The organism is Bacteroides thetaiotaomicron VPI-5482 (genome assembly GCF_000011065.1).
GTDB classification, from domain to species: domain Bacteria; phylum Bacteroidota; class Bacteroidia; order Bacteroidales; family Bacteroidaceae; genus Bacteroides; species Bacteroides thetaiotaomicron.
This window is the reverse complement of record NC_004663.1, coordinates 796,957-818,718: the sequence shown is the minus strand read 5'-3', so window position 1 is coordinate 818,718 and position 21,762 is coordinate 796,957. Positions and strand designations below refer to the sequence as shown.

At 41.6% G+C, this 21,762-nt stretch carries 19 protein-coding genes and 1 riboswitch; of the genes, 12 read left to right on the top strand and 7 right to left on the bottom strand.

Annotated elements, in window-relative coordinates; all coding sequences use genetic code 11:
- Positions 1-8: 8 nt before the first annotated feature.
- The 4 genes from BT_RS03285 to BT_RS03270 form a co-directional block, all read right to left on the bottom strand.
- Positions 9-455, bottom strand: coding sequence for a hypothetical protein (locus BT_RS03285; protein WP_011107384.1), 447 nt, complete (start codon positions 453-455; stop codon positions 9-11).
- 16 nt (positions 456-471) lie between these two features.
- Positions 472-2,175, bottom strand: a complete 1,704-nt coding sequence (locus BT_RS03280; protein ID WP_225011954.1) for an O-antigen ligase family protein — start codon at positions 2,173-2,175, stop codon at positions 472-474.
- A 452-nt stretch (positions 2,176-2,627) separates the two neighbouring features.
- Positions 2,628-3,854 carry a 6-bladed beta-propeller gene (locus tag BT_RS03275; RefSeq protein WP_011107382.1) on the bottom strand — a complete coding sequence of 409 codons (1,227 nt, stop codon included), beginning with the start codon at positions 3,852-3,854 and terminating at the stop codon, positions 2,628-2,630.
- 2 nt (positions 3,855-3,856) lie between these two features.
- The gene (locus BT_RS03270; RefSeq protein WP_143920196.1) at positions 3,857-4,054 is read right to left on the bottom strand and encodes a hypothetical protein; all 198 of its coding nucleotides are present in this window, start codon (positions 4,052-4,054) and stop codon (positions 3,857-3,859) included.
- Positions 4,055-4,612: 558 nt separating this feature from the next.
- Between BT_RS03270 and BT_RS03265 the strand changes: the two genes are divergently transcribed.
- Both BT_RS03265 and BT_RS03260 read left to right on the top strand, forming a co-directional pair.
- A complete protein-coding gene (locus BT_RS03265) occupies positions 4,613-5,764 on the top strand; it encodes an AAA family ATPase (RefSeq protein ID WP_011107381.1) in 1,152 nt (383 codons plus the stop codon).
- A gap of 188 nt (positions 5,765-5,952) precedes the next feature.
- Complete coding sequence (locus BT_RS03260) at positions 5,953-6,990, top strand: TolB-like 6-bladed beta-propeller domain-containing protein (RefSeq protein ID WP_011107380.1); 1,038 nt, start codon at positions 5,953-5,955, stop codon at positions 6,988-6,990.
- An 89-nt stretch (positions 6,991-7,079) separates the two neighbouring features.
- Here the strand turns inward: BT_RS03260 and BT_RS03255 are convergent, their stop codons facing one another.
- Both BT_RS03255 and BT_RS03250 read right to left on the bottom strand, forming a co-directional pair.
- Positions 7,080-7,775 carry a hypothetical protein gene (locus BT_RS03255; RefSeq protein WP_011107379.1) on the bottom strand — a complete coding sequence of 232 codons (696 nt, stop codon included), beginning with the start codon at positions 7,773-7,775 and terminating at the stop codon, positions 7,080-7,082.
- 23 nt (positions 7,776-7,798) lie between these two features.
- Positions 7,799-10,165, bottom strand: a complete 2,367-nt coding sequence (locus BT_RS03250) for an ATP-dependent helicase (protein WP_011107378.1) — start codon at positions 10,163-10,165, stop codon at positions 7,799-7,801.
- A gap of 147 nt (positions 10,166-10,312) precedes the next feature.
- Here BT_RS03250 and BT_RS03245 point away from each other — a divergent pair, with 147 nt between their 5' ends.
- From BT_RS03245 to BT_RS03200, 10 genes are all read left to right on the top strand, one after another.
- On the top strand, positions 10,313-12,055 hold the full coding sequence (locus BT_RS03245) for an RHS repeat protein (RefSeq protein WP_011107377.1): 1,743 nt from the start codon (positions 10,313-10,315) through the stop codon (positions 12,053-12,055).
- Between the two features lie 76 nt (positions 12,056-12,131).
- Positions 12,132-12,749 carry a superoxide dismutase gene (locus tag BT_RS03240; protein WP_008761328.1) on the top strand — a complete coding sequence of 206 codons (618 nt, stop codon included), beginning with the start codon at positions 12,132-12,134 and terminating at the stop codon, positions 12,747-12,749.
- Positions 12,750-12,904: 155 nt separating this feature from the next.
- Complete coding sequence (locus BT_RS03235; protein WP_011107375.1) at positions 12,905-14,887, top strand: sensor histidine kinase; 1,983 nt, start codon at positions 12,905-12,907, stop codon at positions 14,885-14,887.
- Between the two features lie 55 nt (positions 14,888-14,942).
- A riboswitch (TPP riboswitch) is annotated at positions 14,943-15,038 on the top strand.
- A gap of 61 nt (positions 15,039-15,099) precedes the next feature.
- Entirely contained in the window at positions 15,100-15,300 is a 201-nt protein-coding gene (gene thiS / locus BT_RS03230; protein WP_008765536.1) for a sulfur carrier protein ThiS, read from the top strand.
- A 4-nt stretch (positions 15,301-15,304) separates the two neighbouring features.
- Entirely contained in the window at positions 15,305-15,934 is a 630-nt protein-coding gene (locus BT_RS03225; protein ID WP_011107374.1) for a thiamine phosphate synthase, read from the top strand.
- A 12-nt stretch (positions 15,935-15,946) separates the two neighbouring features.
- A complete protein-coding gene (locus tag BT_RS03220; RefSeq protein WP_011107373.1) occupies positions 15,947-16,720 on the top strand; it encodes a thiazole synthase in 774 nt (257 codons plus the stop codon).
- A gap of 80 nt (positions 16,721-16,800) precedes the next feature.
- Positions 16,801-18,498 (top strand): phosphomethylpyrimidine synthase ThiC, encoded by a 1,698-nt coding sequence (gene thiC / locus BT_RS03215; protein WP_011107372.1) that lies wholly within the window; start codon positions 16,801-16,803, stop codon positions 18,496-18,498.
- A 71-nt stretch (positions 18,499-18,569) separates the two neighbouring features.
- Positions 18,570-19,694 (top strand): 2-iminoacetate synthase ThiH, encoded by a 1,125-nt coding sequence (gene thiH, locus BT_RS03210; protein ID WP_011107371.1) that lies wholly within the window; start codon positions 18,570-18,572, stop codon positions 19,692-19,694.
- Between the two features lie 4 nt (positions 19,695-19,698).
- Positions 19,699-20,391, top strand: coding sequence for a HesA/MoeB/ThiF family protein (locus BT_RS03205; RefSeq protein WP_011107370.1), 693 nt, complete (start codon positions 19,699-19,701; stop codon positions 20,389-20,391).
- A 61-nt stretch (positions 20,392-20,452) separates the two neighbouring features.
- Positions 20,453-21,061, top strand: a complete 609-nt coding sequence (locus BT_RS03200) for a thiamine phosphate synthase (protein WP_008761321.1) — start codon at positions 20,453-20,455, stop codon at positions 21,059-21,061.
- Between the two features lie 92 nt (positions 21,062-21,153).
- Here the strand turns inward: BT_RS03200 and BT_RS03195 are convergent, their stop codons facing one another.
- Complete coding sequence (locus BT_RS03195; protein WP_008765529.1) at positions 21,154-21,726, bottom strand: porin family protein; 573 nt, start codon at positions 21,724-21,726, stop codon at positions 21,154-21,156.
- Positions 21,727-21,762 lie beyond the last annotated feature (36 nt).

The following is a 21,762-nucleotide window of genomic DNA, read 5'->3' as shown; positions in this document are numbered from 1 at the left end:
ATATACGGTTATCTAACCCTAAGTCCCTGTTTATCAGATAAGCAGCAATTTCCTGTACTAGTTGTACATGCCCAACGTTCCCATGCAAGTTCATATTTTTCTCCTTTCTTATAAGAAACTTTAAAAACAGTAAATCCCCAAAGCGTAAGTTCCCCTGTTCTTTCGCAAGTTAGTTTCTCAATCCCCGAATCTGTACATATTAATGCCATATTCCAATAGCCATTCTTATTATGACATTCCCTTTCGTCAGTGATATTAGCACCTGTATCACTTTCTCCATCTCCGGTACTTCCTCCGCTTTCACCACTTTCTCCATCACTATTCTCACTTAGCGCATCAATGGAAGTCATCGTCAAATCATACACGTGATTTGCTTCCAACACTGTCTTCACATTAAACACAGTTACAGCACCCAGTACAAGAGCGGCAACAACATAAATCATTTTCTTTTTCATTTTGATTAGTTTTTAATTAGTTAGTAATTCGATTATTTAATAAAATATTCATTTCCATGCGCATTTCATGTATTGCTTTAGAGTATACCTTAGGTTCCTTAGTCAATACAATATTTATCATCTGTTTCATTTTCGTTTCATGGTAAAAGTCTGGTTCAGCATAAAGTTTTGCCAACAAATAATAAGGATAAATACGAATTGGCAATAATAAAGCAGCCGCTTTATAGCATTTCTCCGCATCAGCAAAGTTTCCTAAAGCCTGATAGCATTGTCCTTGTAGAGTATAAATACTAGGATGGCAACTTACTAATTTTGCACGTTCTAAAATGACTATCGCTTCATCATACCTTTTTTGAGCAAATAAATTTCCTGCATATTTCATCAGGTAATTAAAGTTATGTTTAAAGAAGTCATATAACCGTCCATATCCTGTCGAAGCCTCTTTTTGTAAAGATTGATCCTGTAATACCTTTATATAATATAAACGTTGGGAAAGTTCATTTACATTGCATAGTTTGTAAAGACACAAAATATTTCCTGCCAACATAGATATTAGTAACAATAGAGTACATATTCGTGGAATACAGGCATTCTTCTCTATTATCCCTTTAGGATTAGTGACACAAACTACAAGTAATAATACTCCCATCATTAGAAATGGAAGAACTTGAAAAGGATAGGAGGATAATGAAAAAAGTAGCAAAGAGATAAGGCCGGAACAAGCGATATAATCTTTATTAGATATTCCTTTACCGACTACCCAAACTATCAGCATCAAAAACAGCATCAGCAAAATAATGCCACCCTCTACGCATAATTGTAACAATTCATTAAAAGCATATTCAGGTGCTCCTGCTACTCTTTCTTCTTGTTCCGTATATTTTTCCGATGCAAAATAAGTTGATTGCATCTCACCATATACATGAGAAAAAGTTCCCGGGCCATACCCTAACAACGGTTTATTCGCAATTACTTTACACGTCGTCTTCCATATAAATAATCGGCCATTAGCCGAATCAGCTTTCATCTGATAAAGCAACACTGATGCACACACAATAATAATAGCTACAGTTATATAAAGCAAAGTAGCAGTATAGAAATGCGTCTGCAAATAAGACTTTGCCTTAGTGATCCACTTAAAATGTATAACCAATACCCACAGACTACTAAAGGACAAAGCTAACCATGCCGAACGACTCATCCCGGCAGGCAAAATGCATAGCATCAAAGCGAAAGCTACTAGCCACAAATATCGTGTCTTCCCCATAGACTGGAGCAGACAACCTAAATTAATAGGAAAAATCATAGCTAAATAACCGGAATAAGGTCCAGGATTATAAAAAGGTCCAGTGATGGCAAATAATCTGTGATTAGATGGTTGCAATCCATAAAGCTGCAATAATCCCCATATAGACAACATACAACCAATAGCAACAATGCCACCAAAGAGAATGGGTCGAGATATTGTAGCATTCATCAATAGAATCCTTAGTGCATACCATAATATCAATAATAAAATAGCATACATTATTTTCCAATTGGCTAATTGAAGTTCATAATCATATCGAACGATATAGTAAACCACTAAAATAGATATTAGTACATCCGCTACAGATAATTGAAAAATTTTCTTCTTTGTAAGAAATGAAAGAATGGCCGTTATAGTGACCAAACATATCCCCAAAGAGACAGGGAAAAGTAGAAAATAGTTATCAAACATACTATAGCGCCCCCAAAAGCTACTGCATAACATTCCACAGATAGCCAATGTGACTCCTATTGACAATATAACACATTTCCTATTTTCCATCATTCAATTTTATTGAATCAGGAAAGTTTAGAAGCTTAGAAAAGATACGCTTTCAGTTTTTCATTCTGATGAGGTAATACTGTGGTTATATAACCAAATACGGCAATATAGAAGAAGCTGTGTTTTTCTGTGTCTTTCAATAGTTTCTCGCGCTTTCTAGATTTTAGGGTTAACTAATTTTGTTTGAGTGAATAATATTCTGTATAAAGATAGTGGTTATTTTTCAATATACAACATTATGAGCGACTTTATTCTATTTATACTATAAAAATTATTATTCAAGTTCATATAATAGAATATTTTCTATTCTGAATAGGAAATCACGGTTATTAGCTTCTGAAAGCATTTTCCTCTAGTCATAATCAAATCCCATATTTTTCAATTAATATATCTATAGCATTTTTCTTAAAAAAATATTGATACACAATAGGATTATCGTCTTCTAATAAAGTTTCAACCAATTTAGCAAGAGATTTATCTGTACCTTCCAATATTAGATCTTTTTCAGCGCAGAGAAAATCAGCAGAATAAAAGCCTAAATGCTCATTTGATACTCCGCCAGGTAAAAGCAAATCTGAATAAAGATTCAAATTAGAATCATAAATACTAGATATTTGAATTGATCTTTTTTTATCCCAAATCACCGTACTTTTATTACTAATTGACATAAATAAATAATCTGAAGAAGATTCAATAGCAGTGATTCCCCAACCTATATTATTTTTTTTCAATGTTTCAATCAATTCAAAAAAGCCCAAGTCTTTATGTTCTTCTATAAAACTCTCACTTGGCTCATTTTCCGGCATATTTAGATAATATCTAGACATAATTTTCCCCTCCTCATATACAAAAAGCTCATTCGATAAAACTGATATAAAGAAATATTGATCATCTAATAACGCTATTGGATAATGCAAAAAAGAATAATGTACATTTTGGGTTGCCATTTTTTTTGCTTTTAATAATGTTTCGCCAATTAATAAGTTATTCTTGATTCTAAATGTACTGTATTCACTTTTGCTTAGAGAATAATCATTGGATAACGGATAATACGCAATAAGCTCTCCTTCACCACACATCATAGCAGATTCAATGTTAGCATCTTTGGCATTTAATTGAATTGTATTAGAGTAAGTTCCAATATAGCTATACTGCAAAATCTTTCTCGCTGAATTACAGATAAGACATACTAACTTATTATCACGATCTAAATAGAAATTATCCGAATAAACATATTCATCAGGCCCTATTCCTCTATGACTTATTTCATTAATAAAATGTCCTTCTTCATCAAAAACAAATAATCCTCTAGAATCTTTTACAAAGTAAAAATTTCCATCATTCTTTATACATTCAATATCACTCAACAAGCATTCACTTGTTTCCAAAGGAATATATTTGATACTATCTACAATGTCATACAAGTCGATTTGTATAGGACAATCTTTATTCAAAATATCAATGATTTCAATGCCATCTTTATGACATGAAACCTGTCGTTGACAGGATGACATAGTTAGAAAAATTATCATAATAACTCTTCCCACATGTACCAATCCTATCAACGAACTATTATTTCTACCAATCATCACTAATTTGATATAATATTTCTCACTTCACCAATTCTACTATTAAGACAACAGTTACCTGGAGAATCTTTGTCACAATTTCCTAATTCATAAGTTAATGCTAAATCGGAAATAGGCTTCGCATTAACTAGAGAAAAGAATACACCATATCCTCCTATAAAGAGGACAATAATTATCATTAATAATATTTTGTTTTTCATAATCATCATTTTATATCATATATAATTCCTTCGACAGAAGCAATAACAGATAACAGAATTATGCTTTTAGGTCTCATTTTGTTTTACTTTATGTTGTTTTGCACTACAAAGATAACATATTTCGCAACGATTTAAGGTTTCTCATCTAAAAAAGATATAGTTCAATAGAAGAAAAGCCACTTTGTAGTCAAACAAATATTCATAATATAAATATTGTAGCATTAAAACTCTTATTTATTAAGCTATACTTATATAAATATTTTACTATTTAACAAGAGTGAAAACAGAATTTCCCAAACCTTTGATTATCAACAATATACAAATCGTCATTTTTCCTTTAAAACCAAAAGGGCGTTCCTTTAAAACCAAGACCCCGTTTCTTTAAAACCAACGGGCCTTTGGTTTTAAAGAAACGGACCATAAAAAGGCAAAAAGAATAAGTTTGTTAACAATATTCAATATCCGATAAGAATAAAACAAGACTAGGTACTTTATTAACATTATTCGATTTGCATAATTCTATTCAAATAACTACCTTTACGGAAAATTGAAACAGGTATGACTAAAGAAATTAACCCATTTATAGTAACTGGAAAAATAGAACCCGAGTACTTCTGCGATCGCGTGAAAGAATCAGAGAGGCTGGTTAAATCATTAACCAATGGCAATAACCTTGTCATTATCTCACCCAGAAGAATGGGTAAAACGGGACTAATCCGTTTCTGTTATGAGAAACCTGAAATAAAAGAAGAATATTATACTTTCTTCATTGACATACTCCATACATCAAGCTTAAGAGAATTCACTTATCTGCTTGGCAAAGAAATTTATGAAACACTATTGCCCCGCAGTAAGAAAATGGCAAGCCTGTTTATCCAGACAGTTAAATCAATCAATGGTAAATTCGGATTTGACCCGCTGACCAATCTACCTACTTTCAATCTGGAACTGGGAGATATTGATCGACCCGAATATACACTGGAAGAAATATTTCAATGTCTGATAGCAGCAGACAAACCTTGTATTGTTGCCATCGACGAGTTTCAACAAATTGCTAAATATCCCGAGAAGAATATAGAAGCATTACTACGCACACACATACAGACAATAGAAAACAGTAACTTCATCTTTGCCGGAAGTGAACGGCATATGATGCAGGAAATGTTTCTATCTTCATCCCGTCCATTCTACCACAGTGCCGATATTTTGGAACTGAAAGCCATTGTACCGGAAATCTATATACCATTTATCGCAGACCATTTCCAAAAAAGAAAACGGCATATTGAAATCGAAAATATAGAAAAAGTATATCGGCTATTCAAAGGACATACCTTTTATATTCAAAAAACATTCAATGAAGCTTTTGCAGATACACCGAAAGGGAAAGAATGTACACTGGAAATTATCAAAACAGCTATAGATAACCTTATTGCATATAATGATACAATCTTTCGGGAAATCTTATCTAATATTCCCGAAAAGCAGAAGGAATTGCTTTATGCCATTGCCAAAGTAGGTGAAGCAGAAAACGTCACATCAGCGAAATTTATCAAACGATACAGTCTGACATCCGCAAGTTCTGTACAGTCCGCAACTAAAAAACTGCTTGAAAAAGACATTATTACAGAAATCAATAAAGTATATTCGGTTACCGACAAGTTCTTTGGTATGTGGATCAATACTATTTATGGCAATAAATATACCCTTTAGCAAAAACGCAACTACAATTACCATCAAATAAATCACAAAGTTAACACAATATATGGTAATTACCGAATGCCAATTATATTATTATGTTCTCACTATAAATATTTTAGCCCTATTTCTCTTCAATATCCTTGTTTTTCAAAACACATACGTTATCTTTGTAGTTATAGTACAAAATAAAGCAAAACAAAATGAAATCTAAAAACATCATTCTATTGTTTACTTTGGCATTGCCATTGTTCAGTTGTAGTGAATCACAAAAAAGAGTATCCTTTAGCGAAAGCACAACTGCTAAATCTACCGCTTTGAAGGAAACCTTTATCTCCATTCCAATGGATATAAAAAAGAAAGGAGATATCTTATATGCCGGTGATTTTAAAGGAGACAGCCTTTTATACTGCTATAGTCTTAGTGAACAACGCTTTGTAAATCAAATGCTGCCACAAGGACAAGGACCTGATGAATTTTTAAGCCCTGTCGAATTCTTTCTGTCTGATTCGTCTGCCTTCATACACAATCGATGGCACTTCACAGCGCAAAACTATATATTCAACACGAAAGACTTTTCCATCCAGCGACAAGGAGAGTTGATACACCTGCCCATGAGCATTGACAGAGTCTATCCGATAAGCGAATCACGCTTTATAGCGTCCGGTGTTTTTGAAGATTGCAGATTCCTTATTTTAGATAATGACGGCAATGTTATATCCAAATGCGGCGACTTCCCGAACTATCAAAGTGGAGAAGAAAACATACCCAATACGGCTAAAGGTATGTTTCATCAATCACAATTCGGTTACAACACCGACCGGAAACGTCTGGCATGTGCTACCAATAATGTACTTGAGCTATGGGACTATAAGCCGGAAACATTAACGCTCCATAAAAGACTATTGTTAGCACCCTATCATTATCAGTTCAATTCAAGCCCAGACGGTGTGTATGCGGAAAGTGATAATCCTGATGCCGAACTGGGAGCACGAGGCATTGCCGTTTCCAATAACTATGTTTATGTACTGTATAACCCAAACACCAATCGGATGCACGAAGAACAAAAAGAAACTCTAAACAGCGAGATTTGGGTTTTCGACTGGGAAGGAAAACCGATACGTAAAATTTTGCCAGATACTCATATAGAATGCTTCTGTGTAGATGAAACCGATACTTCATTTTATTGTGTAATGACTGCACCGGACTATTGTATTGGGATAGTGTCACCATCCCATTAACATAGTGACAGTATGTGCCAAGGATAGTGTCACTATCCCGAGCACATACTGTCACTATAACAAATCGAATATTTTGAGCTATTCTTGTCCTAGTCCGCCCGCTGTGTAGGCAGCGTAAACTCCTGAGAATCACAGATTACCCCATTCTCATCGGACACCGCTACGCGGAAAGTCACTTCACCATCTTTCAGCTTACTTCCGGCATAGACTGTAGCCGTATAGCGGATACCCTCACCCGGAAGAATTTCTTCTATCATTACAGTAGGAGAAATGCCGATATGTTTCACTTTCCCGACCGTCTCTACAATAGGAACCACGTCATAAACCGGATTCCGTCCTTCATTCATGATTTCAAAGATGATCTTGCTGCTTTCTCCCCCGTCTATCGCATGATTACGGTTATCGTCAATAAAGCGAATCTTGCGCAGTTTCAACTGAGTCAGTTGCTGCTGAGTCTGTGTCCGAGGTTTAAACTTAGAGTGAGACTGCCCTTGTCTGACTTCCGGAACGTAAGCATATTCCTCTATCGGGTCCGGTTTCGGAGCAGTCAGCGCATTCCCTATCGCTGCACCGGCAATGGTGCCAACAATATTTCCAATGGCAGAGCCGCGATATCCGCCCCTCCAGCCACGATTATTATCTCCGATAAGTCCGCCTATCGAACTTCCCAGACTTCCCCCAATTGCAGCACCACCTACAATTGCTCCGGGATTTCCCATACGTCCCGATGCACATCCGCTCAATATCAGAGCAGAAAGCAGAATTACAGTTAGTTGTTTCCTCATGATCATCTCTAATTTTACTATGATTACTCTATCACTTTAAAACGTGCAAAACGCAACAATAGTTGCTTGTCCCCTGCATTTTTAAAATGAATCGTTGCTTTTGCATTATCACCCGTTCCTTCTACCCTGATCACTTCGCCCAAGCCGAAACGTTCGTGTTCTATCATCTGCCCCGCCTGTACTCCTGTTACAGATGCCGAGCCGGCTGAAGCCGACCGTATACTGCTTCCACTCACCGCACTGACCTTCTTCAAATTCTTCGGCACAGTGGGCGCAATCACCTGAGCCTTCGGACGTTCACGATCAGAAAATTTAGTACCATAAGGCGTTCGTGTAGGAGATGCCGCACGTGTAAATCCACCTTCGATCTCCCTGCGGAAACGCCCCGCACCTTCGTCTACCGACCGGCTGACTCCCGCCTCATGCGGCAACCGCAAATAATTCACATCGATATCGCGCAAGAAACGGCTGGGACTTCCAAACTCCATCTTTCCATAACGGAAACGGGTCTTGGCAAAAGAAATATAACAATGTTCTTCGGCACGGGTAATGGCCACGTAGAACAAACGGCGCTCCTCTTCCAGAGCACGCGGAGAATCGCCCACCATACCACTAGGGAAAAGGTTTTCTTCCAGCCCCACTACGAATACGTTTTTGAACTCCAGCCCCTTGGCCGAATGAACGGTCATCAACGTTATCTTTTCTCCATCATCCGCTTTGTCCGAGTCCTGATCAGTAAGCAAGGCAATCTCCGAAAGGAAATCTGTCAGAGAAATATTCGGGTTGCCTTCTTCCTGCCGCAACGCGCAGAAATCATTCATACCATTCACCAATTCCTCAATGTTTTCCTTACGACTCAGATTCTCCGGCGAAGTATCCTGACAGACATCATTGATGATGCCGGACCGGCGGATAATATCCGTTCCTATCTCATACGCACTCTTGTCCACCTGATCGGTCATAAAGCCTTCTATCAGTTCACGGAAACCTTGCAGTTTGGTGTGCGTACCTTTATTAATGTTCAGCCCGTAGCTCAATGGTTCGCAAAGCGCCGCCCAAAGACTGACACCATTTTCAGTGGCAGCGGAGATGATTTTTCCAACTGTCGTATCACCGATGCCACGGGCAGGATAATTAATGATTCGCTTGAATGCTTCTTCATCATTCGGGTTCACTACCAAGCGGAAGTAAGCAATGACGTCCTTAATCTCCTTACGCTGGTAGAATGAAAGTCCGCCATAGATTTTATAGGGCATACTCCGTTTCCGAAGAGCCTCCTCGAAAACACGGCTCTGCGCATTCGTACGGTATAATATGGCAAAATCAGCATAGCCGTAACTATGTTCCCGACGCAGTTCAGCTATCTTATTGGCTACGATATCCCCTTCTTCCACATCACTGTAAGCCTGAAACACGCCAATCGGTTCGCCCCGTTCTTTTTCAGAGAATACTTCTTTCCGAATCTGACGTTCATTCTTTTCGATCAGACTGTTGGCAGCACAGACAATGGTTTGCGTAGAACGATAATTCTGCTCCAGTTTAAAGACTTTCGTGTTAGGATAAACCTTCGTGAAATAAAGGATATTATCAATATCCGCTCCACGGAAAGAGTAAATACTCTGCGCATCATCGCCTACCACACAAACACGCTGATTTTCTTTCGTCAACTGGAGTACGATGCTATGCTGGGCATAATTCGTATCCTGATACTCGTCCACCAGCACATAACGGAACTGCTCCCTATAACGGGCCAGCACTTCCGGAAAGTCGCGGAACAGAATATACGTATACACCAGCAGATCATCGAAATCCATAGCTCCCGCCTGACGGCATCTTTCCCAGTAACGGGTATATATTTCACGGACAGCGGGCACTTTGGCTGCCATATCTCCTTCATACGCTTCTTTGTTGGCGGCATATCCCGTAGGAGAAACCAAATGGTTTTTGGCACTCGAAATGCGGGCCTGCACCATCCCCGGCTTATATGTCTTTTCGTCCAGTCCCATCTCCTTGATGATGGAACGGATCAGACTTTTACTATCCGCCGAATCATAAATAGTAAATTGGGAAGTGAATCCGATATACTTTGCTTCGGCACGGAGAATACGGGAAAAGACAGAATGGAAGGTACCCATCCACAAATAACGTGCCCGCTCCATGCCCACCTGACGGGCTATACGATCTTTCATCTCACGCGCCGCCTTATTGGTAAAGGTCAGTGCGAGGATGTTCCACGGTTGATAGCCGTTTTCCAGCAGATAGGCAATTTTATAAGTCAACACACGTGTCTTTCCCGAACCTGCACCGGCTATCACCAGCGAAGGCCCGTCGTTATAAGTCACTGCTGCACACTGACTCTCATTTAATTCCTCTATATAGTTGGTATTCATAACAGCATTATAAAAACAATGAGGATTTTTAACAAACCCTTGGCGTTCAAATTTGTTTCAATACGACAAAAGTATAACATTCATTTGACAATGAAGATATTTTTATGAATTTTCATCACTAACTATTTAACCTAATCACTCAAAGCAATGAAAAAGAGTATATTTTTATCATTTATTTTATGTTTGTGCCTTGTCGCCTGCATACCACAGCAAGCAATGGCACAAAAGCAAAGCCGCATGGAAAAGCTGCTGAGGTATCTGAACGACAATGACGCCGACAAATGGCAGAAGAACAGGGAAAAACTGGATGACGAAACAAAGGCGTACTATGCCGAAGATTTATCATTGATGGACGTCCTCAACGACCTGTGGAACGGACAGAGCGAACAGGCAGCCACCCTCTATTTCGGCTGCTACGAGAAAGCCGCCCAAAATAACTTCCCCAGTATCTGTGAAGGGGAAAAGATTCCGCTTTCTCAGATACGGGACAAGGCGGACCAGTCCATTATCAACCTGCTGGAGGCCTCGAAAGATAAAATTCCTTTCAGCCGGGCACTGCTGGACAGCATTCACGCCACCGAATATCCGGTTGACTCCGCCATGCTGCAACGGCTGCAGAACATCCGCGAGGTGGCGCTGCTGGAAGGAATGCTCAAAGCCCCCACTCCCATCATTTACCAGACTTACGTCAAGGAGTATCCCAACGGCAAATTTATCGCACAAGTCAACGCCTCCGAAAACGTACGGCTCTACCAACTGGTGAAGACGGCCCCGACTCCTGCAAACTTCAAAGCCTTCTTTGAAGACCCCGAAATGCAGAAGTATTATCAAGACAGAGGTCCGCGCCCCTATCTTGCCGAGGTCCGTACCTTATACGATGATTTCCTGTTCCAACGTATCGACAGCCTGAAAAAAGAAGGAAATGCCACCGCCATCCGGCAGATTATCGATGATTATAAGAACACACCTTATCTGTCCACCGGTGCACGGACTCACCTGAACGATCTTGAATATCTCAGTGAAAAGGCAGACTTCGAGCTTCTGAAACCGGCAATAGTCAACTCCGAATCGCTCGGTTTATTGCAGGAATTCCTCAAAACACACAAGTATAAGGAATTTCGTGACCAGGCAAAGAATTTGCGTGCTCCATTTATCCTGCAAGCCATCGTTTCCACCCCGACTACTGTAAAATATTACACTCAAGGACGATTGATAAAGTGCTGCGAGACCGACAGCACCGGCAATATTACGACCAGCTACACCTACAATGACAAGGGGCAGCTTACCACCACATTATCCGTGACTGAAAAGAACGGGCAACCCATCAACGAGGTGCAAACCAGCAGGCTGTACGACCCGCAAGGCCACTGCATCTTCGAAGTGAAGACTAATCCGAAAACCAAAACGGACTTCTACCGCCGTGCACGCCGCATCGGTATCGACGGAAGCATCGAAAGCGATTCCCTAAAATACATGGACGGCAGATATACCGTCAGCAGCTACAACAAGCAGGGATTACTGACGGAAACCAAAGAGTACAACAAGAACGGGGAAATGGAGGGATATACAGTCAACAAATATGATGACAAAGGCAGAATGACCGAATCTCAGCATCAGAATATGCTCTTTGTCAATTCGCCCAACCAGATTCTCTCGCAAAAAGAACTGTATGAATATGATAAATACGGATACCTCACCCGCATCGTCTACCAACGTATCTTCGGCAACAGCCAGAAGACGTCCGGCTGCCTGACCTGCCTGTACGACGAGTACGGAAACCGGATCGACGGTGACTCCTATTACGAATATGACAATACGGGACAATGGATATGCCGCACCAGCTATGACAACCCGCAGCAAGTGGAACGTATACAGTACATTTATAAATAAAAATAAAATACCGTGAACCTTTTGCGAACTATGGCTGTTATTATAGTATAACAAAACCATTTAAAGTTTTGACAATATGAATACTATATTAATGTCTTTAATAATTATGACCATGACTTACGAAATGCCTAAACTTCCTTACGCAAACAATGCGCTGGAACCTGTAATCAGTCAGCAAACGATAGATTTCCATTACGGAAAACATCTGCAAACATATGTAAATAATCTGAATAGCCTTGTGCCCGGAACAGAATATGAAGGCAAAACGGTAGAAGAAATCGTTGCCACCGCTCCCGATGGAGCTATCTTCAACAACGCCGGCCAAGTGCTGAATCACAATTTATATTTCCTCCAATTCGCTCCGAAACCTTCGAAAAAGGAACCGGCAGGCAAACTGGGAGAAGCCATCAAACGTGATTTCGGCAGCTTTGAAAACTTCAAGAAAGAATTCAATGCAGCAGCAGTCGGATTGTTCGGTTCAGGATGGGCCTGGCTGTCAGTAGACAAGAACGGTAAACTGCATATCACCAAAGAAGGAAACGGCAGTAACCCTGTACGCGCCGGACTGAAACCACTTCTGGGTTTTGATGTGTGGGAACACTCCTACTACCTGGACTACCAGAACCGCCGCGCCGACCACGTAAACGCCCTGTGGAACATCATCGACTGGGATGTGGTAGAAAAACGAATGTAACCGGACTCATTAAAATTAAGCTAAACTATACTATTGAAAAGGTCGTTGTGAATTTCACAGCGGCCTTTTTTCTAGCATAAAAAACTAAACTATCTATTGTATTTCAAAGGCATAATTTGTATTTTTGCAATAGCCGAAAATCAAAACAGACAATTATGACACTTCAGCTAAAAAATAAAAAATGGCGCATTGTCTACGTTATTTCCTTTCTTTTATTCTCCTTTACAGGCAATGCGGCTATTCCGGAAGAACCGGAAGAGGAGATTCTTTTCGTGACGTCCTATAATTCCGATACTAAATATACCTACGATAATATCAACACGTTCGTAGAAACGTACCGCCAACTGGGTGGCAAGTATTCCACCATCGTAGAAAACATGAATGTTACCGACCTCAATCAATCCAGAAAATGGAAAAAAAGACTTACCAACATTCTGGACAAACATCCGAACGCCAAGCTGGTTATCCTGCTGGGTGGCGAAGCGTGGAGCAGTTTCCTGCACCTCGAAGACGAGAAGTACAGACAACTGCCCGTATTTTGCGCTATGGCATCGCGCAACGGCATCCGTATTCCGGAAGACTCTATTGATATACGGACTTATGAACCTCAGAGTATCGACTTAACGGAAAGAATGAACAAATACAATATAATATACTGTAACACATATGAATATGATATCGATAAGGACATAGAAATGATGCGAAGCTTTTATCCGGATATGGAGCATTTAGTGTTCATCTCGGACAACACCTACAACGGACTTGCCGAACAAGCGTGGGTAAAAAAGAATATGAAACGCTATCCGGAAATATCGACGACCTATATTGACGGCCGTATCCACACCCTTGATGCTGCCGCCAAACAACTACGCGATGTCCCCAAAAATTCGGTTGCACTACTGGGTATCTGGAGAATTGACAATCGGGGCATAACGTATATGAACAACTCTGTATATGCTTTCTCCAAAGCGAATCCAGAGTTGCCTGTTTTCAGCCTGACTGCTACCGCCATCGGTTATTGGGCAATCGGAGGATATATCCCCCAATACGACGGAATAGGGAGAAGCATGGGAGAACAGGCTTATCAATTTCTGGACAAGGGGAAAAACAATGTCGGCCACATTCATTTGTTGCCCAACAGATACAAATTTGATGCCAACAAACTGCATGAATGGGGATTTCAGGACAAGAAACTACCTTTCAATTCACTTATCATCAACCAACAGGTGCCTTTCTTTCAGGCATATCGGACGGAAGTGCAATTCATCCTGTTTACCTTCCTTGTACTGATAGGCGGACTGTTTATCTCACTGTATTATTATTACCGGACAAAAATCTTAAAGAATCACCTTGAGAAGACTACAGCCCAACTAAGGGAAGATAAAAAGAAACTGGAATTATCGGAAATTGCACTACGTCATGCCAAAGAGCGTGCCGAAGAAGCCAATCAACTGAAAAGTGCCTTCGTATCAAATATGAGCCACGAAATACGGACACCGCTGAACGCCATTGTCGGCTTTTCCAGCCTGCTGATCGATACCGTGGAAACAACGGACGAGCAGAAGGAATATGCGGATATCATCCAGACTAATTCCGAATTGTTATTGCAACTGATCAGTGATGTACTGGATGTATCACGTCTGGAATCAGGCAAACTGCTGTTCAAGTATGAATGGTGCGAACTGGTAAATCATTGCCAGAACATGATCACACTGACCAGAAAGAACCGGACAAGAGATATAGATGTCAGGCTTCAGATGCCGAAAGAGCCTTATATGCTCTATACCGATCCGCTACGTTTGCAGCAGGTGATCATCAACTTACTGAACAATGCCCTGAAGTTTACTCCCGACGGCGGAAGTATCACGCTGGATTATGAAATAGACGAAGAAGACCAGTGTATGCTGTTCTCTGTGACCGATACAGGCGCGGGCATCCCCGAAGACAAGCAGGAACTGGTATTCCAGCGTTTTGAGAAGCTCAACGAATTTGTGCAGGGAACAGGCTTGGGACTGGCGATTTGCAAACTGACCATACAACGCATGGGAGGCGATATCTGGATTGACAAGAATTATAAGAACGGAGCACGGTTTGTCTTTTCTCATCCCATCAAAAAGCGGGAATCGGAAGAAAAATGAAAAAAAAACGGATAATTTGATGAATCTTTGTTTCTTTTTCGCTTACTTTGCTCCCGTAAAGACAAAGGGGTGCCCCCAAAGAGGGGCTGAGATTATACCCTAGGAACCTGAGGCAGTTAGCACTGACGTAGGGATTGTGTTTCTTTCTTATCGCCTTTCTATATAAGCACGCTCTTTGTATTTACTTTCAACTTATTAATACTGATAGGACAATGAAAGTACAAGTTAACAACAAAGAGGTGGAAATGACTCCTGCTTCTACCCTTACACAACTGGCTGCCCAACTGGAACTTCCGGTACAAGGCATCGCTATTGCCGTAAACAACAAAATGATTCCACGTTCCGAATGGGAGAAATTCGCGTTACAGGAGAATGATAACCTCGTGGTCATCAAAGCGGCTTGTGGAGGGTAAAAGTATGGTCAGTCTACAATTTATCACCCACCAGACCGATCGGTATACTTATTTCGAATCGGCACTCATGGCACTTGAAGGAGGATGTAAGTGGATTCAGCTACGCATGAAGGAAGCTCCGTGTGAAGAGGTGGAAGCTGTTGCCCTCCAACTAAAGCCGCTCTGCAAAGAAAAAGAAGCGATCTTACTTCTGGATGACCACGTCGAACTTGCCAAAAAGCTGGAAGTGGACGGAGTGCATCTGGGCAAAAAAGACATGCCGATAGATCAGGCACGACAATTACTTGGAGAAGCATTTATTATCGGAGGTACGGCAAATACATTCGAAGATGTCGTACAGCACTACCGTGCCGGAGCGGATTACCTCGGCATCGGTCCTTTCCGGTTTACCACTACAAAGAAAAACCTGAGTCCTGTACTGGGACTGGAAGGTTATACCGCTATTTTATCTCAGATGAAGGAAGCGAATATCGAACTTCCGGTAGTAGCCATCGGAGGAATCACCCGTGAGGATATACCCGCCATACTCGAAACCGGAGTGAACGGAATCGCGCTTTCAGGAACGATTCTTCGGGCGGAGGATCCGGCAGCGGAAACACGAAAGATTTTGAACATGAAACGTATAATCAAATAAACTTATTGAAAAGTGGAAAAGTTAGTAATTGCAGGCCGTGAGTTCGACTCCCGCCTTTTTCTGGGTACAGGAAAATTCAATTCCAATGAAGTAATGGAACAAGCCATTCTGGCATCGGGCACTGAAATGGTAACCGTAGCCATGAAGCGCATCGACATGGATGACAAAGAAGACGACATGCTGAAACATATTATTCATCCGAATATCCAGTTGCTACCCAACACATCGGGAGTACGCGATGCGGAAGAAGCTGTTTTCGCCGCACAGATGGCACGTGAAGCTTTTGGTACCAACTGGCTGAAACTGGAAATCCATCCGGATCCGCGCTATCTGCTCCCCGACTCTATCGAAACCCTAAAGGCTACAGAACAGCTTGTTAAACTGGGCTTTATCGTATTACCCTATTGCCAGGCCGACCCTGTGCTCTGCAAACGACTGGAAGAAGCCGGTGCCGCTACCGTAATGCCGCTGGGTGCTCCCATCGGAACTAACAAAGGACTGCAAACCAAAGAATTCCTGCAGATTATTATCGAACAGGCCGGTATCCCCGTTGTCGTAGATGCCGGAATCGGTGCACCGAGCCACGCTGCCGAAGCAATGGAACTGGGTGCTTCTGCCGTACTGGTAAATACCGCTATCGCCGTAGCAGGCAATCCGGTAGAAATGGCGTTGGCCTTCAAAGCCGCCACCGAAGCCGGAAGACGGGCATACGAAGCAGGACTGGGTCTGCAGGCTGATAACTTTATAGCAGAAGCAAGTTCACCTTTAACTGCATTTTTGGAATAAGTAATAGGTGATAAGTAATAGGTAATAAGTAGGGAGTAGTGTTTGTTTCACTATTCTTAATGATATGATAATAAAATTCTATGGAACAAAAAATAAAATTCCCCCGTTCTCAGAAAGTGTATCTGCCGGGTAAACTCTATCCGAACATCCGTGTAGCCATGCGGAAAGTTGAACAAGTGCCCAGTGTCAGCTTCGAAGGAGAAGAAAAGATAGCTACTCCGAATCCGGAAGTATATGTATATGACACCAGCGGTCCGTTCAGTGACCCGTCAATGAGCATTGATCTTAAGAAAGGACTTCCCCGCTTACGTGAAGAATGGATTGTGGGACGCGGTGACGTAGAGCAACTCCCCGAAATCACTTCGGAATACGGACAAATGAGACGTGATGACAAAAGTCTGGATCATCTCCGCTTTGAACACATTGCCCTTCCCTATCGTGCCAAAAAGGGAGAAGCCATCACTCAGATGGCATACGCCAAACGAGGAATCATCACTCCGGAAATGGAATATGTGGCGATCCGCGAAAATATGAACTGTGAGGAACTGGGAATCGAGACTCACATTACTCCCGAATTTGTCCGTAAAGAAATAGCAGAAGGACATGCAGTGCTGCCTGCCAACATCAATCATCCGGAAGCCGAACCGATGATTATCGGCCGTAACTTCCTAGTGAAAATCAATACGAATATCGGAAACTCTGCCACCACTTCCAGCATTGACGAGGAAGTGGAAAAAGCTTTATGGAGCTGCAAATGGGGAGGTGATACGCTGATGGACCTTTCAACAGGAGAAAATATTCATGAGACACGTGAATGGATCATCCGCAACTGCCCTGTACCGGTAGGCACTGTGCCTATCTATCAGGCACTTGAGAAAGTGAATGGCGTAGTGGAAGACCTTAACTGGGAAATCTATCGGGACACACTGATCGAACAATGCGAACAGGGAGTAGATTATTTTACGATTCATGCAGGTATCCGCCGTCATAATGTTCATCTTGCCGATAAACGTCTGTGCGGCATTGTCAGCCGTGGAGGAAGCATCATGAGTAAATGGTGTCTGGTGCACGATCAGGAAAGTTTCCTGTATGAACACTTTGACGATATCTGTGATATTCTGGCTCAATACGACGTTGCCGTATCATTGGGAGACGGACTGCGTCCGGGCTCTATCCATGATGCCAACGACGAAGCACAGTTTGCAGAACTGGACACGATGGGAGAACTGGTACTTCGTGCATGGGAAAAGAACGTGCAGGCATTTATCGAAGGTCCGGGACACGTACCGATGCATAAAATCAAGGAGAACATGGAACGTCAGATCGAGAAATGCCATGATGCGCCATTTTATACACTCGGCCCTTTAGTGACGGATATCGCTCCTGGCTACGATCACATTACCTCTGCCATCGGAGCTGCTCAAATCGGCTGGTTAGGTACAGCTATGCTTTGTTATGTCACTCCGAAAGAGCATCTTGCCCTGCCGGATAAAGAAGACGTACGTGTAGGGGTTATCACTTATAAGATTGCCGCTCATGCTGCCGACCTTGCCAAAGGGCATCCGGGAGCACAGGTACGCGACAATGCCTTGAGCAAAGCCCGTTACGAGTTCCGCTGGAAAGATCAGTTCGACTTGTCTCTCGATCCGGAACGGGCACAGGGATATTTCCGCGCGGGACATCACATTGACGGAGAATACTGCACGATGTGCGGACCAAATTTCTGCGCCATGAGATTATCCCGTGATCTGAAGAAAAATGCCAAGAGTGATAAATAATGAGTTGTGAATATCCCCAAACCAAGTCACAACCTCATTTCTTTTTAATTTTCAACTTTCAATTAATTAAAATGTTCTCAGACGAATTAGAAAAAATATCCTGGGAAGAGACGACAAAAGCCATCTATTCCAAAACAGATGCCGATGTGCGCCGTGCATTAGGCAAAAAAGAGCATCTGGATGTCAACGATTTTATGGCATTGATCTCACCTGCCGCCACTCCCTATCTGGAAGTGATGGCCCGCCTCAGCCAGAAATATACGATGGAGCGGTTCGGCAAAACAATCTCTATGTTTGTGCCGCTCTATATCACCAATTCATGCACCAACTCCTGCGTCTATTGCGGTTTCCATATCAGTAATCCGATGAAAAGAACGATTCTGACGGAGGAGGAAATCGTCAACGAATACAAAGCAATCAAACGGCTGGCTCCTTTTGAGAATCTTTTACTCGTGACGGGTGAAAATCCGGCAGCAGCAGGTGTACCTTACATTGCCCGTGCTCTCGACCTGGCAAAACCTTATTTCAGCAACCTTCAGATTGAAGTGATGCCCCTCAAAGCGGAAGAATACAAAGAACTCACCCATCACGGGCTGAACGGAGTCATCTGCTTTCAGGAAACTTACCATAAGGCGAACTATAAAAAGTATCACCCGCGAGGCATGAAGTCCAAATTCGAATGGCGTGTCAATGGTTTCGACCGTATGGGACAGGCCGGTGTCCATAAGATCGGCATGGGTGTCCTGATCGGTCTGGAGGAATGGCGGACGGATGTGACAATGATGGCTTACCACCTCCGCTACCTACAGAAGCACTACTGGAAGACCAAATACAGCGTCAATTTCCCCCGTATGCGTCCATCCGAAAACGATGGCTTCCAACCCAACGTTATCATGAACGACCGGGAACTTGCACAGCTTACTTTCGCCATGCGAATCTTCGACCACGATGTAGACATCTCCTATTCTACCCGTGAAAGCGCCAAGATACGAAATCACATGGCAACACTGGGCGTGACAACCATGAGTGCCGAAAGCAAAACAGAACCGGGCGGATATTACAGCTACCCGCAAACGCTGGAGCAGTTCCACGTGAGTGACGAACGGAAAGCGGTAGAAGTGGAACGCGACCTGAGGAAATTAGGACGTGAACCGGTCTGGAAGGATTGGGACCAGTCTTTTGACTTTAAAAGATAAAACGATGCGGTACGACAGGCAAATGCTCCTTCCCGAAATCGGAGAAGACGGTCAGCAGAAACTGAAGCAAGCAAAGGTTCTTATTGTAGGCGTGGGAGGGCTAGGCTCTCCCATAGCCCTCTATCTGACCGGAGCAGGAGTAGGCTGCATTGGATTGGTAGACGACGATGTAGTCAGTATCAGTAATCTGCAACGGCAAGTGCTCTATTCGGAGAAAGAATTAGGTAAACCCAAGGCAATATGTGCCGCCGAACGACTTTCCGCACTTAACAGCGAGATAACTATCCGGACTTATCCAACCCGTTTGACAGAGGAAAACGCACAGGAAATTATCAGTCAGTATGATATAGTAGTAGATGGCTGCGACAATTTCTCTACCCGTTATCTTATCAATGACATCTGTGCGGAAATGGGGAAAGTGTATGTCTATGGAGCAATCTGCGGCTTTGAAGGTCAGGTATCCGTTTTCCATTACGGAGAAGAGAAAAAAAGTTATCGGGACTTATATCCGGATGAAGAAGAAATGAGACGAATGCCCCCGCCTCCCAAAGGTGTAATGGGCATTACTCCTGCGGTAACAGGAAGCATCGAAGCAACGGAAGTGCTGAAAATTATCTGTGGTTTTGGCGAAGTATTATCGGGTAAACTATGGACTATTGACTTGCGTACATTGCAATCTAACAAATTTTCACTATAAACGTTGGTTTCTGAAATAGTTAATTAGTAACTTTGCTAAACTTTACAACTTTACAAAGGAAATGAAACTAATTGTAGTTACCACGCCCACGTTCTTCGTTGAAGAAGATAAGATTATTACCGCTCTTTTCGAGGAGGGACTGGATATTCTACATCTCAGAAAACCTGAGACACCGGCCATGTATTCCGAACGATTACTGACGCTGATTCCGGAAAAATATCATCGCCGCATTGTGACACACGAACATTTTTATCTGAAAGAAGAGTTCAATCTGATGGGTATCCACCTGAATGCACGCAACCCGAGCGAGCCGCATGATTATGCCGGACACGTCAGTTGTTCCTGCCATTCCGTAGAAGAGGTGAAGAACAGAAAGCATTTCTATGATTACGTTTTCATGAGTCCCATTTACGATAGTATTTCGAAGGTTAATTACTATTCTACTTATACGGCAGAAGAACTTCGTGAGGCACAGAAAGCTAAGATCATTGACTCAAAAGTAATGGCACTTGGAGGTATTAATGAAGATAATCTACTAGAAATAAAAGATTTCGGATTTGGAGGGGCTGTTGTACTGGGGGATCTCTGGAATAAATTTGATGCCTGTCTGGATCAGAATTATCTGGCTGTGATCGAGCATTTCAAAAAGTTAAAGAAATTGGCGGACTAAGAAATATCGATTCGAATATTATATACAATCATAAATAAAGAAACCGCTGTAAGTAATCTTTTACAGCGGTTTACTTTTTAGTAATTTTCTTATCAGAATTTATATCCTAATACAATAGAAAAGTTTGTATTTTTAGGATTACCTATTTTTTCTACATCTACTAAACCAAATTGACCATCCAATCCTACAATAACCTTACCTAATTCCAAAGCTACTCCAACACCAAGACCGGCATCAAAACGTTTTAAAGCATCATCACCAAATGTATCATACTTACGTTCCGTATCATTCCCCAAATCAATTTTGGTTTTACCAGCAATACCACATGCCAAATAAGGACCAGCATTAACCACAATATTTGTATTATCCGCAACATTAAAACGAGCAGCAGCCATAACTGGTAATTCCAAATACATTGCATTTATGCTATTACCATCCTTTTTTGCTCCTTTAGTCGACAAAAACAATGATGGCTGTAATGACCAAGTATTATCAAAAGCATATTCAAAACCACCTCCAAGTTTAAAGCCAATCTTTGCATTCAAATCAGCATCACCTGTATAATTACTAATGTTCATTCCTACCTTAGCATTCCAACCTGTAATCTGTGAAAAGCCAGCAACTGAAATCAGCGCAAATAAAATAAATAAAGCACTCTTTTTCATAATTCTAAAGTTTTAATTAATACTATAGTTAAATCA

What these genes read in the sequence shown, in the direction of transcription:
- BT_RS03235 (WP_011107375.1), top strand. Translation starts at nt 12,905, where the DNA reads ATGACACTTCAGCTAAAAAATAAAAAATGGCGCATTGTCTACGTTATT.
- thiS (WP_008765536.1), top strand. Translation starts at nt 15,100, where the DNA reads ATGAAAGTACAAGTTAACAACAAAGAGGTGGAAATGACTCCTGCTTCT.
- BT_RS03270 (WP_143920196.1), bottom strand. Translation starts at nt 4,054, where the DNA reads ATGAAAAACAAAATATTATTAATGATAATTATTGTCCTCTTTATAGGA.
- thiC (WP_011107372.1), top strand. Translation starts at nt 16,801, where the DNA reads ATGGAACAAAAAATAAAATTCCCCCGTTCTCAGAAAGTGTATCTGCCG.
- BT_RS03250 (WP_011107378.1), bottom strand. Translation starts at nt 10,165, where the DNA reads ATGAATACCAACTATATAGAGGAATTAAATGAGAGTCAGTGTGCAGCA.
- BT_RS03280 (WP_225011954.1), bottom strand. Translation starts at nt 2,175, where the DNA reads ATGTTTGATAACTATTTTCTACTTTTCCCTGTCTCTTTGGGGATATGT.
- BT_RS03205 (WP_011107370.1), top strand. Translation starts at nt 19,699, where the DNA reads ATGCGGTACGACAGGCAAATGCTCCTTCCCGAAATCGGAGAAGACGGT.
- BT_RS03195 (WP_008765529.1), bottom strand. Translation starts at nt 21,726, where the DNA reads ATGAAAAAGAGTGCTTTATTTATTTTATTTGCGCTGATTTCAGTTGCT.
- BT_RS03265 (WP_011107381.1), top strand. Translation starts at nt 4,613, where the DNA reads ATGACTAAAGAAATTAACCCATTTATAGTAACTGGAAAAATAGAACCC.
- BT_RS03260 (WP_011107380.1), top strand. Translation starts at nt 5,953, where the DNA reads ATGAAATCTAAAAACATCATTCTATTGTTTACTTTGGCATTGCCATTG.
- BT_RS03275 (WP_011107382.1), bottom strand. Translation starts at nt 3,854, where the DNA reads ATGATTGGTAGAAATAATAGTTCGTTGATAGGATTGGTACATGTGGGA.
- BT_RS03255 (WP_011107379.1), bottom strand. Translation starts at nt 7,775, where the DNA reads ATGAGGAAACAACTAACTGTAATTCTGCTTTCTGCTCTGATATTGAGC.
- BT_RS03285 (WP_011107384.1), bottom strand. Translation starts at nt 455, where the DNA reads ATGAAAAAGAAAATGATTTATGTTGTTGCCGCTCTTGTACTGGGTGCT.
- BT_RS03225 (WP_011107374.1), top strand. Translation starts at nt 15,305, where the DNA reads ATGGTCAGTCTACAATTTATCACCCACCAGACCGATCGGTATACTTAT.
- thiH (WP_011107371.1), top strand. Translation starts at nt 18,570, where the DNA reads ATGTTCTCAGACGAATTAGAAAAAATATCCTGGGAAGAGACGACAAAA.
- BT_RS03240 (WP_008761328.1), top strand. Translation starts at nt 12,132, where the DNA reads ATGAATACTATATTAATGTCTTTAATAATTATGACCATGACTTACGAA.
- BT_RS03200 (WP_008761321.1), top strand. Translation starts at nt 20,453, where the DNA reads ATGAAACTAATTGTAGTTACCACGCCCACGTTCTTCGTTGAAGAAGAT.
- BT_RS03245 (WP_011107377.1), top strand. Translation starts at nt 10,313, where the DNA reads ATGAAAAAGAGTATATTTTTATCATTTATTTTATGTTTGTGCCTTGTC.